7 protein-coding genes are annotated in these 12,824 nt (G+C 58.7%); all 7 read left to right on the top strand.

What is annotated here, in order from left to right:
• The first annotated feature begins 125 nt into the window (after window positions 1-125).
• The 7 genes from hscA (at window position 126) to pbpC (ending at window position 12,795) form a co-directional block, all read left to right on the top strand.
• Window positions 126-1,976: a Fe-S protein assembly chaperone HscA gene (gene hscA, locus ACUTSU_RS13020; RefSeq protein ID WP_445652283.1), complete on the top strand. Its 1,851-nt coding sequence runs from the start codon at window positions 126-128 to the stop codon at window positions 1,974-1,976.
• 2 nt (window positions 1,977-1,978) lie between these two features.
• Window positions 1,979-2,314 (top strand): ISC system 2Fe-2S type ferredoxin, encoded by a 336-nt coding sequence (gene fdx, locus ACUTSU_RS13025; protein WP_061808324.1) that lies wholly within the window; start codon window positions 1,979-1,981, stop codon window positions 2,312-2,314.
• A 13-nt stretch (window positions 2,315-2,327) separates the two neighbouring features.
• Window positions 2,328-2,528 (top strand): Fe-S cluster assembly protein IscX, encoded by a 201-nt coding sequence (iscX, locus tag ACUTSU_RS13030; RefSeq protein WP_012146329.1) that lies wholly within the window; start codon window positions 2,328-2,330, stop codon window positions 2,526-2,528.
• A gap of 210 nt (window positions 2,529-2,738) precedes the next feature.
• A complete protein-coding gene (pepB, locus tag ACUTSU_RS13035) occupies window positions 2,739-4,034 on the top strand; it encodes an aminopeptidase PepB (RefSeq protein WP_445654263.1) in 1,296 nt (431 codons plus the stop codon).
• A gap of 289 nt (window positions 4,035-4,323) precedes the next feature.
• Window positions 4,324-5,154: an enhanced serine sensitivity protein SseB gene (gene sseB / locus ACUTSU_RS13040; protein ID WP_445654264.1), complete on the top strand. Its 831-nt coding sequence runs from the start codon at window positions 4,324-4,326 to the stop codon at window positions 5,152-5,154.
• Between the two features lie 263 nt (window positions 5,155-5,417).
• Entirely contained in the window at window positions 5,418-10,409 is a 4,992-nt protein-coding gene (locus tag ACUTSU_RS13045) for an alpha-2-macroglobulin family protein (RefSeq protein WP_445654265.1), read from the top strand.
• A gap of 61 nt (window positions 10,410-10,470) precedes the next feature.
• On the top strand, window positions 10,471-12,795 hold the full coding sequence (gene pbpC / locus ACUTSU_RS13050; RefSeq protein ID WP_445654266.1) for a peptidoglycan glycosyltransferase PbpC: 2,325 nt from the start codon (window positions 10,471-10,473) through the stop codon (window positions 12,793-12,795).
• Window positions 12,796-12,824: the final 29 nt, after the last annotated feature.

The following is a 12,824-nucleotide window of genomic DNA, read 5'->3' on the forward strand; positions in this document are numbered from 1 at the left end:
TTGGAGTTGCATCAAGGCGGCAAATTTGTGAGTCCCCAGGAGCATAGGCAACTATGCGACTGGTGCGAATAAATGCAGCCAACAAAGATGCAGCTTCAAGTATGAAGGATATGGGAAGCTTCAATATGGCCTTATTACAAATTAGTGAACCTGGCCTCAGCGCCGCGCCACACCAGCGCCGTCTGGCTGCCGGTATTGATTTAGGCACCACCAATTCTCTGGTCGCCACGGTGCGCAGCGGGCAGGCGGAAACGCTGGCCGATGCCGAAGGGCGCGATTTACTGCCCTCGGTAGTGCATTACCAGGCTGACACTTTGCGCGTTGGTTGGGATGCGCGCCAACAGGCAGCAGAGGATCCCGCCAATACCATAAGCTCAGTCAAACGCATGATGGGCCGCTCATTGGCCGACGTACTTGCGCGTTACCCGAACCTGCCGTATCAGTTTCAGGCCAGTGATAACGGCTTGCCGATGATCCTGACCGCTGCCGGTGCAGTTAACCCGGTAGGGGTTTCTGCCGATATCCTCAGAGCCCTTGCCGAGCGAGCGAAAACCGCGCTGGAAGGGGATCTGGACGGCGTAGTGATCACCGTTCCCGCCTATTTTGATGATGCACAACGTCAGGGCACCAAAGACGCTGCGCGTCTGTCCGGGTTGCATGTGCTGCGTCTGCTGAACGAACCGACGGCGGCGGCGATCGCCTATGGACTGGATTCCGGGCAGGAAGGCATTATCGCGGTGTATGACCTGGGCGGCGGTACCTTTGATATTTCCATTCTGCGGCTGAGCCGTGGGGTGTTTGAAGTGTTGGCCACCGGCGGGGATTCCGCGCTGGGGGGCGACGACTTTGATCATCTGCTGGCTGACTGGCTGCGTGAACAGGCCGGTGTGGCTGACCGTAGCGATCACGGTGTACAGCGCCAACTGCTGGATGCGGCTATTGCCGCCAAAATTGCACTGAGCGATGCCGACAGTACCGTCGTTGAGATTGCCGGCTGGCAGGGCGAAGTGACCCGTGCACAGTTTGATGCGCTGATCGCCACTCTGGTGAAACGTACCCTGATGGCCTGCCGCCGCGCGCTGAAAGACGCGGGCGTGAGTGCTGAAGAAGTGCTGGAAGTGGTCATGGTTGGCGGTTCCACCCGCGTGCCACTGGTACGTGAGCAGGTGGGCACGTTCTTTGGCCGCACGCCGCTAACTTCGATCGATCCGGATAAAGTGGTCGCTATTGGCGCTGCGATCCAGGCGGATATTTTGGTGGGCAACAAGCCTGACAGCGACATGCTGCTGCTGGATGTGATCCCACTTTCGCTGGGTCTGGAAACCATGGGCGGCCTGGTAGAGAAAGTGATCCCACGTAACACCACCATTCCGGTGGCGCGAGCGCAAGAGTTCACCACTTTTAAAGACGGCCAAAGCGCGATGATGATCCATGTGCTGCAGGGCGAACGCGAACTGGTGCAGGATTGCCGCTCGCTGGCGCGCTTCTCACTGCGCGGCTTACCGCCTCTGCCTGCTGGTGGCGCCCATATTCGCGTTACCTTCCAGGTGGATGCCGATGGCCTGTTGAGCGTCACCGCGATGGAGAAATCCACCGGCGTTGAGGCTTCAATTCAGGTTAAACCGTCGTATGGTCTGTCCGACGCCGAAATCGCCGGCATGATCAAAGATTCGATGGCCAATGCGCAGAGTGATGTTGGCGCGCGCATGCTGGCGGAGCAGCGGGTTGAGGCGTCGCGGGTGCTGGAAAGCCTGCAGGGCGCACTGGCCAGCGACGCCGCATTGCTGAGCGAAGCAGAAAGTACAGCAATCCCCGCAGCGGTAGAAGCTTTGCAACAGGCGGCTCAGGGCACCGATCCTACCGCTATTGAAGCCGCAATTAAAACATTAGATGCACAAACGCAAGACTTTGCCGCGCGCCGCATGGATGCTTCCATTCGCCGTGCGCTGGCTGGCCATTCTGTGGATGAGGTTTAATCATGCCTAAAATTGTTTTCCTGCCCCATCAAGATTTATGCCCGGAGGGGGCAGTACTGGAAGCCGAACAAGGGGAGTCAATCCTCAACGTTGCGCTGCGCAACGGTATCGACATTGAACATGCCTGTGAGAAATCCTGCGCCTGCACCACCTGTCACTGCATCGTGCGTGAAGGTTTCGACTCGCTTGAAGAGAGCAGCGAACTGGAAGACGACATGCTGGACAAGGCTTGGGGTCTGGAGCCGGAAAGCCGTCTGAGCTGTCAGGCACTGGTGGCTGACGAAGATTTGGTGGTTGAAATGCCGCGTTATACCGTCAACCACGCGCGTGAAGGGTAAGAGGACAGTAGAAATGGGATTGAAGTGGACCGACAGCCGTGAAATCGGCGAAGCTCTGTACGACCAATACCCGGATACCGATCCGAAAACCGTACGTTTTACCGACATGCATCAGTGGATTTGCGATCTGGAAGATTTTGACGACGATCCACAGGCTTCCAACGAAAAAATACTGGAAGCTGTTCTGCTGGTCTGGTTAGATGAAGCGGAGTAAATAGCGTAGCGGGCTGCCATAGGCTGGCCCATTTATACCCGTCATACTTCAAGCTGCATGTGCGTTGGCTGCACCCGCTCACCCCAGTCACTTACCTGAGTAAGCTCCTGGGGATTCTCTGATTTGCCGCCTTCCTGCAACTCGAATTATTTTGGGTATATTTTTGTATCCGACACGATTAATAAAAGAATAATCCGGAGTAAGAAGGCTATGACAACTGAATTTATGCTGGTAACGCTGTCGAACCAACCTGCTGACGCTCGCTGGGGCGAGAAAGCGCTACTGAGCACCGGTACAGAAGGGATGACCATCCACCTGACCGGCAAAGATAAACTGGGCAGCATTCAACGTGCGGCTCGTAAGATTGACGGCCAGGGCATCAAGAATGTCAAACTGGCCGGTGACGACTGGGATCTGGAAAACAGCTGGGCATTCTGGCAGGGCTTCCGTGGGCCGAAAGGTAAACGCAACGTCGAATGGGCACCATTGCCGGAAGCTGAAAGCAAAGAGCTGGAACAGCGCCTGAAGATTGTTGACTGGGTGCGTGACACCATCAACATGTCGGCGGAAGAGTTGGGGCCAGAGCAGTTGGCTACCCGTGCGGTTGATCTGATGTGTGGCATCGGTTGTGAAGCCGTCAGCTACCGTATTACCAAAGGTGAAGATCTGCGTGAGCAAAACTACGCCGGTATTCACACCGTGGGCCGTGGGTCAGATCGTTCACCGGTGTTGTTGGCACTGGATTTCAACCCGACCGGTAACCCGGAAGCGCCGGTATTTGCTTGCCTGGTGGGCAAGGGCATCACCTTTGACACCGGTGGCTACAGCCTGAAACAAAGCGCCTTTATGGACTCCATGAAGGCGGATATGGGGGGGGCAGCCACCATTACCGGCGCTCTGGCGCTGGCGGCAGCTCGTGGTCTGAAACAGCGTGTAAAACTGTACCTGTGCTGTGCCGACAACATGGTCAGTGGCAATGCTTTCAAACTGGGCGATATCATCCGTTACCGCAACGGCAAAACCGTTGAGGTGATGAATACCGATGCGGAAGGGCGTCTGGTATTGGCCGATGGCCTGATCGATGCGTCCGCGCAGAACCCTCAGTTGATCATCGACTGCGCCACCCTGACCGGTGCGGCGAAAACGGCTGTGGGTAACGACTACCATGCGCTGTTCAGCTTCGACGACGCTCTGGCGCAAGATCTGCTGGCCAGTGCGGCTGCGGAACAAGAGCCATTCTGGCGTCTGCCGCTGGCCGAATTCCATCGTAGCCAACTGCCCTCCAACTTTGCCGAATTGAACAACGTAGCCGGTCCGGCCTACACGGCGGGTGCCAGCACTGCGGCTGCTTTCCTGTCGCATTTTGTGACTAATTACCAGCAGGGCTGGCTGCACATCGACTGTTCCGCTACTTACCGCAAGGGTGCAGTAGATCAATGGTCAGCCGGTGCGACCGGTCTGGGTGTACGTGCTCTGGCCAACCTGCTGTTGAGCAAAGCCAAGTAATTGAATGCCCACCCCGGTGGGCGTTATACCCGTCATCTTTCAAGTTGCAGCGTTGTTACCTGCTTACAAGACCCATTCATGGGTCTTGCCCCTGCGGGGCCGCTGCAAACAGCGTTCAAATCTGTTCCCGACAGATTTGTCGCTCACCCCAGTTACTTAACTTTTGTAAGCGCCTGGGGATGAGCGAGCTGGGCGCCTAGCTGCAAAATGAAAGCTATAGGGTATAGAATGTCGTTTATCCCCGGGGCCCAGCGTGCTGGGCCCCGTTATTTGATTGCTGGAGTTTGTCATGAGTTCTCATCATCACGAAGTCGCCGCAGGCGAAAACGAACTTGAACGCCTGTTGAAACTGGCGGTGACGGAGCCGGCCCATCGTCCGGCATTCTTCCGTGAACTGCTTGAGGCTACGGTGTTGATCCTCGGTGACAGCGAACAGGTGCAACTCGGCGGTGACATCACGCTCAATGCCGATACACCGGTGAATATCCAGCATTGGGAAAAGCAGGATGGCGGCAGCATCATCCCGTTTTTCACCTCGGTGGAAGCGCTGCAAAAAGCTGTTGAGGATGAACAGCCCTTTATCGCCATGCCGGCACGAGTCTTATTCGAGATTACGCAGGGTGCGGATCTGTTCCTCAACCCGAAGGCCGAGTACGGCAAAGAGTTTTATCCTGAAGAGGTGGCTATGCTGCTGGCTACCGGGGGCGTAAGCAAACCGGCAGAACGCTATATCGACAAGGATACCCAGATCCTGTTGGGCCAACCGGAAGAATATCCGTCGGCGATGGTCGATGCCTTGACCACATTGTTCAGCCAGCGCAAGCCGGTCCGCCGCGCGTTTCTGGCACTGATGCACGATCAGTCGGTCGACGAAAAACCCAATCTGCTGGTTGGGCTGGAAGTAGACGGCGAACAAGGCGATATCGAGGCGCTGATCAATGAAGCGGGCAGCGTGGCCAGCGAAACCGCGCCTAACGACGAACCGGTGGATTTTTGCCTGGTATCGGAAAAGGAACGTGGCGTCAGCCATTACCTGATCACCCATACCCAACCCTTCTACCAGCGCCGCTGGGGCAGTTGGTTGCGCAATATCATTCCTTCTACTGAAAAAACGCAGTAATCCTTCCCTTGCTACCGTGCGGCGCGCAGCTCGCCGGTAGCGCTCAGTTTTTTCTATCCTATTGTTTTAAAAACAAATAACGCTAATGGTAACAAGTAACGTTACGCAGTGTGATCGGCATAACAGTTCCTTGCATGGTGCTTCGTCATTAGGCCCGACACAGATTGAAATGTTTCACGGCCCGGGGAGCAGCGCTGCTATTATTCATCCATATCCGGATATTGCGCCGACGAGCCGCGCAAACGTTGCCAGGGAGTTAAACGATGAAACCATGCCGTTCAGGGGCATTTGCATCAGGCAAGAAGCTTTGTCAGAGGATCGCATTGGCGGGGGGCCTGCTGCTGCTGGCCGCCTGTGATGACGGCGGAAAAAAACCAACCGCAGCGCAGGCTGATGCACAGGCGAGTAGCGTCATGCAGATCAAGCGACCGGATGCCGCCGCGTTGGCGGCATTGGCGAAACGCGACGCCGGTAAGCCGCTGACGCTGCTTGATGCCTCCGAACTGCAACTCGACGGTGCCAGTGCCATGGTGCTGACGTTTTCTTTGCCGCTGGATCCGAATCAGGATTTCGCTGCGCGAGCGCATCTGGTCGACAGCGTTAGCGGCAAAATCGACGGTGCCTGGGAGCTGTCCGATAACCTGATGGAACTGCGGCTGCGCCATCTGCAACCCAATCGCAAGCTGGTACTGACCCTCGAGAGCGGTCTGAAAGCGGTCAACGGTGCCGAACTGGGCAAACAGCAAGAACAGACTATTACCACCCGCGACATCAAACCGAGCGTCGGCTTTGCCGGCAAAGGTTCGCTGCTGCCGACCAAACTGGCGCAGGGGCTGCCGGTGATGGCGCTCAACGTCGATAACGTCGACGTTAACTTCTTCCGGGTGAAGGCCGATGCCTTACCGGCATTCCTGGCCAACTGGGAGTACCGCAATTCGCTTTCCAGTTGGGAGTCGGAAGAACTGCTGAAAATGGCCGATCTGGTCTACAGCGGCCGCTTCGATCTCAACCCGCAGCGCAATACTCGCGAACGCCTGCTATTGCCACTGAGTGGCATCGAAGCCTTGCAGCAGCCGGGTGTCTACCTGGCGGTGATGCAGCAGGCTGGGCATTACGGTTATACCAACCCGGCGACCCTGTTCACCCTCAGTGATATCGGCGTTTCGCTGCACAGCTATCACGGCCGTCTGGACGTGTTTACCCAGGCTCTGGATGGCGGCGCGGCATTGGACGCGGTTGAACTGCGCCTGCTGGATGAAAAAGGTCAAACGCTGACCCAGGGCACCACCGATAAGCAAGGGCACGCCCAGTTGGTGAAAAGCGCCAAGGCGCGATTGTTACTGGCGACCCAACAGGGCCAGACCAGCATGATCGATCTGTCGACGCCGGCGCTGGATTTGGCTGAGTTCGATATTGCCGGGCCGGAAGGCTACAGCAAGCAATTCTTCGCCTTCGGCCCGCGTGATCTTTACCGTCCAGGTGAAACGCTGATCGTTAACGGGCTACTGCGTGACGCCGACGGTAAACCACTGCCGGCCCAGCCGGTGAAGGTGGATATCGTCAAACCGGACGATCAGGTAGCGCGCAGCTTTGTCTGGCAGCCACAGGACGGCTTGTATCAATATCAGTATCAAATTCCTGAAGGCGGGCCGACTGGTAACTGGTCGCTACGTTTCAACCTAGGTGATAACCAGCCGCGGCTTTACAGCTTCAAGGTCGAGGATTTCCTGCCGGAACGCATGGCGCTCGATATTACCGCAGAGAAAACCCCGCTGCGCCCTGATGCGCAACTGGTGTTCGACGTCAGCGGCCGTTACCTCTATGGCGCACCGGCTTCGGGTAATCGTCTGCAGGGGCAGGTGTTCCTGCGACCGCAGCGTGAGGCGGTCAGCAGCCTGCCGGGCTATGAGTTTGGTTCGGTAATAGAAGAAAGCCTGTCGCGCAATATGGATGAATTCGATCAGGTGCTGGATAACGCCGGCAAGGCGCAGGTCGCGGTGGACAGCAGTTGGGCAGAGGTAAAATCACCGTTGAAAGCCATCTTGCAGGCCAGCCTGCTGGAGTCCGGTGGCCGCCCGGTGACGCGCCGCGCCGAACGGGCGATCTGGCCTGCCGATGCGCTGCCCGGCATTCGACCTTTGTTCAACAAACAACAGATTTATGATTATCGTAGCAATAGCGACCAGGCCCAACCGGTGGTGGATGAAAACACCCAGGCCGGGTTTGATATTGTTTACGCCAATGCCGCCGGTGAAAAACTGGCGGTCAGCGGGCTGAAGGCCCGTCTGGTGCGTGAGCGCCGCGACTATTACTGGCAGTGGTCTGAAAGCGAAGGCTGGCAGTCGTTATACGACAAAAAAGATCTGCTACTGGCGGAACAGACTATCGACATCGCCGCCAACGGCAGCACCAAAGTCAGTTTCCCGGTGGAGTGGGGCGCGTATCGTATTGAGGTGGTAGATCCGCAGAGCAATCTGATCAGCAGCCTGCGTTTCTGGGCCGGTTACAGCTGGCAGGACAACACTAATGGCAGCGGGGCGGTACGTCCGGACCAGGTGAAGCTGAAGCTGGATAAACCGGCCTACCGACCGGGTGAGAAAGTGAAACTGCATATCGAAGCCCCGGCCGCCGGTAAGGGCTACCTGCTGGTGGAATCCAGCGACGGTCCGCTATGGTGGCAGGAACTGGATGTGCCGGCCAAGGGCGTTGATGTTGAAGTGCCTATCAATCAGGAGTGGAAACGCCACGATCTGTACCTCAGCGCATTGGTGATCCGCCCGGGTGACAAGCAACAGCAGTCGACGCCGAAGCGGGCGGTAGGGCTGTTGCATCTGCCGCTGGTGGATGAAGGGCGAAAACTGGCGCTGCAATTGGACGCGCCGCAGCGTATGCGGCCGAACCAAATGCTGACGGTGAAAGTGAAGGCCGCCCACAGCAGCGGTAAACCGCCACAGCAAATCAACGTGCTGCTTTCCGCGGTTGACAGCGGCATCCTCAATATTACCAACTACGCAACGCCGGATCCGTATCAGGCCTTCTTTGGTCGCAAACGCTATAGTGCCGATCAGTACGATGTTTATGGTCAACTGATTGAAGGCAAGGGGCGTTTGGCAAATCTGCGCTACGGCGGCGACGGCGATGAGGAAGATGCGTTGTCACGCGGCGGTAAAAAGCCGATCACCGCGGTCACCATTGTTGCCCAGCAGGCGCAGCCGGTTAAGCTGGATGCCAACGGCGAAGGCGAAATTCAGATTGCCATTCCTGACTTCAACGGTGAATTACGGCTGATGGCGCAGGCATGGAGCGATGAAGACTTCGGCAAGGCGGAAGGCAAGACCGTTGTTGCCGCACCGGTGGTGGCAGAGCTGGCGACGCCGCGTTTCCTGGCCGGGGGCGATAGCACCCAATTGGCGCTGGATGTCAGCAATCTGTCGGGTCAGCCGCAGACATTAACCGTGAAACTGGCTTCCAGCGGGTTAGTGGCGCTGCAGGGGGCTGCCGAACAACAGGTCAGCCTGGCCAACGGCGAACGAACCACGCTGCAAATTCCGGCACAGGCACTGGCGGGCTTTGGTCAGGGTGAGGTCGCGCTGACCCTTAGCGGTTTGGTACTGCCGGGGGAAACCCTCAAGGACTATCAGCATAGCTGGAAGATTGGCGTAAGGCCGGCGTATCCGGCGCAAACCCGCCAGTTCGCCAGCGTGATCCACGCCGGTGAAAGCTGGGGTCTGCCGACAGATGCCGCTGCCGGGCTGGAACAGGCGACGACCGAAGGGCAACTGCTGTTGACCAGCCGTCCGCCAATCAACCTGGCGCGTTACATCAGCGAACTGTATGCCTATCCCTACGGCTGCCTGGAGCAGACCACCAGCGGGCTTTATCCGTCGCTGTATACCAACCGGGCGCAGCTCAGCGCACTCGGGATCAAATCCGGTAGTGATGAAAGCCGCCGCAACAGTATCGATGTAGGCATCGAGCACCTGCTCAGCATGCAGCGTTATAACGGCGGTTTTGGTCTGTGGAGTCGCGACAGCCAGGAGGAGTTCTGGTTGACGGCCTACGCGACCGACTTCCTGTTCCGTGCCAGTGAACAGAACTACAGCGTCCCGACCGATGCGCTGACGGCGGCCAACAATCGTCTGCAGCGCTATTTGCAGGACCGCAGCCAGATTGACGTTGCTTCCACCCAGTATCCGGACCATACCCGTTTTGCAGTGCAGGCCTATGCCGGCTTGGTATTGGCGCGTCAACAGCAGGCACCGCTCGGGGCATTGCGACAGCTGTTTGAGCGTCGCGGCGATGCTCGTTCGGGCTTGCCGCTGGTGCAGCTTGGCGTGGCGCTGAAGCTGATGGGTGATATGCCGCGTGCCAATCAGGCTATCGAGCAAGGGCTGGCGACGCAGCGCAATGCCAAGGATTACTGGCTGGAAGATTACGGCAGCCCGCTGCGTGATGACGCGATGATCCTGGCGCTGCTGACCGAAAATAACCTGCTGCCGGCCGAGCGCGACCAACGCTTGCTGACGCTATCTGAACGTCTCAGCGGTGAACGTTATCTGTCTACGCAGGAGAGCAATGCCCTGTTCCTGGCGGCGCGCAATCTGATTGGCAGTGCTGAAACGCCATGGCAGGCACAAACGGCGCAGGGCAAAACCCTGTCCGGTAGCCAGGCGCTGACGCAAAACCTGTCCGCTGAACAGTTGGCTTCCGGGCTACAGCTCACCAATACCGGCAAGGGTACGCTGTACAGCCGGGTCGATTTGGTCGGTTATCCGCAACAGGCGCCGCAACCGCAGAGCAACGTGTTGAATATCCGCCGTGAATTCCTGGGGCTGGATGGTAAATCCGTGGATCTGACCCAGCTGAAAAGCGGTCAGTTGATCCTGGTGCATCTGGACGTCTGGGCCGATAATCAGGTGCCGGACGCACTGGTGGTGGATCTGTTGCCGGCCGGACTGGAACTGGAGAACCAGAATCTGGGGGACAGCAGCGCCAGCCTGGGCGAAAGCGCCAGCAGCGTGACCGAACTGCTGCAGGACATGCAGCAGGCCGACATCAAACATCAGGAGTTCCGGGACGATCGCTATGTGGCGGCGGTGAATATCGACGGCTACCGTCATACCACACTGTTGTATCTGGCACGGGCCGTGACGCCGGGCACTTATCTGGTTCCAGCACCGCAGGTTGAGTCGATGTATGTGCCTGCCTGGCGTGCGCTGGGCACGACACCAGCGCGGCTTGAAATTGCCAAATGATCCTCTTTGCCTCGTCCCGGTGGTTTAGCCGGTGGTGGGGCAAGGGAGTGATACCTTCCTGATGAATCGACTTCTTATGCATTTACGTCGCCGGGCAGCCATCTGGCTGCTGGCGATTTTGCTGCCGCCCGCTTTACTGTGGTTGGCGGATCGGCTGTGGCCGTTACCGCTGAAAGATGCCGAGATGGCGCGGGTGGTGGTAGCGGAAGACGGCACCCCACTGTGGCGCTATGCGGACAGTGACGGTGTATGGCGCTATCCGGTCAACCTGCAACAGGTCTCGCCCTATTATTTGCAGGCGCTGTTGACCTATGAGGACCGCTGGTTTTATCGACACCCCGGTATTAACCCGTTGTCGCTGGCCCGTGCCGCCTGGCAGGATCTGCGCAACGGGCAGATCGTTTCCGGCGGCAGCACGCTTTCGATGCAGGTAGCGCGCCTGATTGATCCCCATCCACGCACGCTGGCCGGCAAGTTACGGCAGGTGTGGCGTACCGCCCAGTTGGAATGGCATCTGTCGAAGGAGCAAATCCTTGAAATCTACCTTAACCGGGCACCTTACGGCGGCACGCTACAGGGGATTGGCGCGGCTAGCTGGACTTATTTGGGCAAACCGCCTTCGGCGCTGACGCGTGGCGAGGCGGCGTTGCTGGCAGTGTTGCCGCAGGCTCCCAGCCGTTTGCGGCCGGACCGCTATCCGGAACGGGCGCAGGCTGCGCGTGACAAGGTGCTGGAACGCCTGGCGTATTATCAGGTTTGGCCAGCGCAGCAGGTGGCCGAAATCCGTCAGGAAGCTTTGTGGTTGGCCCCGCGCCAGGTGCCGCAGTTGGCCCCGTTACTGGCGAGACGGATGACGCAGGGCAATCGTAGCCAGGTTGTGACCACCACGCTGGACGCCACCTTGCAACGGCGGTTGGAAGAACTGGCTCGCGGCTGGAAGAGCCAACTGCCGGAAAAAACCTCGGTTGGCGTATTGGTGGTTGATCACACCAATATGAAAGTTCGCTCCTACCTCGGCTCGCTGGATTTGAACGATAACAGCCGTTTTGGCCATGTCGACATGGTGGCTGCCTGGCGTTCGCCGGGTTCGACGCTAAAACCCTTCTTGTATGGCCTGGCACTGGACGACGGTCTGATCCACGCCGAATCTCTGTTACAGGACGTACCACGCCGTTTTGGGGATTATCGGCCCGGTAATTTTGATACCGGTTTTCACGGCCCGGTCAGTGCCAGCGAAGCGTTGTCACGTTCGCTTAATTTACCGGCGGTACAACTACTGGAAGCCTACGGGCCGAAGCGCTTTGCCGCCAATCTCCGTAATGTGGGGGTTGAACTGCGGTTGCCGGCACACGCCGAACCGAGCCTGGCGCTGATCCTGGGCGGGGCCGGTGCCCGGTTGGATCAGTTGGTGGCCGGGTTTAGCGCGCTGGCTCGTCAGGGCCGGGTGTCACCGCTGCGCTTTACCCCTCAGCAAGGGACTTACGATCGTCAGTTAATGTCGCCGGGCGCCGCCTGGATTGTACGGCGAATACTGGCGGGAGAGGCTCGCCCGTTGCCGGATGAGGCGTTACCCGCCAGCGTGCCGCTGGCGTGGAAGACCGGCACCAGTTACGGCTACCGCGATGCCTGGGCCATCGGTGTTAACGCGCGCTATACGATAGGCATTTGGGTGGGGCGACCGGACGGTACCCCGGTGGCCGGGCAGTTCGGCTTCGCCACGGCGGTGCCCCTGCTCAATCAGGTCAATAATCTGCTGCTGACCTCTTTACGCCAGCGTGGCGAAGGGATCCCGGCCGATCCGCGCCCCGCCAGCGTCAGCCGTGCGGTGATCTGCTGGCCGGGCGGTCAGCCACTGCCGGCCGGGGACAGCAATTGCCGCCAACGACGTCTGAGCTGGACTCTCGACGGGACTCTCCCGCCGACGCTGCCCGCACCCGGTCAGGAAAGCGTGCTGGGCAGCCAGCCGCTAATCTGGTTGAACGCGCGTGGATTGCGGGTGGCGGCGGATTGCCCGGGGGCCACGCCGCGTCGGCTGGCACTGTGGCCTACGCCGCTGGAACCCTGGTTGCCTCCGGCTGAGCGTCGCGCGCAGCGCTTGTCGGCTATTGATCCGCAGTGCCCACCGTTGCAGCAGCAAGAAGTACCGCCGTTGTTAATGCTGGGCGTGCGTGACGGCGCGATACTGCGTCGCCTGCCGGGTAACAATACGCTGGATTTGCGGGTCAGCGCCCAGGGCGGCGGCGGACAGCGCTGGTGGTTCCTCAATGGCCAGTTGGTGGGGGAAGGGGAGTCGCTGCTGCAGACGCTGACCCAACCTGGTCGTTACCAGCTCAGCGTGCTCGATGAGAGTGGTCAGGTGGCATTGCGTGACTTCACCCTCGATTAAGGTAAGTTTTCATAACCTGTGCTCTGGGC

This window comes from Serratia sp. NA_13 (genome assembly GCF_052691735.1).

Coding starts and splice junctions, on each gene's coding strand:
- ACUTSU_RS13045 (WP_445654265.1), top strand. CDS start 5,418: ATGAAACCATGCCGTTCAGGGGCATTTGCATCAGGCAAGAAGCTTTGT.
- iscX (WP_012146329.1), top strand. CDS start 2,328: ATGGGATTGAAGTGGACCGACAGCCGTGAAATCGGCGAAGCTCTGTAC.
- pbpC (WP_445654266.1), top strand. CDS start 10,471: ATGAATCGACTTCTTATGCATTTACGTCGCCGGGCAGCCATCTGGCTG.
- pepB (WP_445654263.1), top strand. CDS start 2,739: ATGACAACTGAATTTATGCTGGTAACGCTGTCGAACCAACCTGCTGAC.
- sseB (WP_445654264.1), top strand. CDS start 4,324: ATGAGTTCTCATCATCACGAAGTCGCCGCAGGCGAAAACGAACTTGAA.
- fdx (WP_061808324.1), top strand. CDS start 1,979: ATGCCTAAAATTGTTTTCCTGCCCCATCAAGATTTATGCCCGGAGGGG.
- hscA (WP_445652283.1), top strand. CDS start 126: ATGGCCTTATTACAAATTAGTGAACCTGGCCTCAGCGCCGCGCCACAC.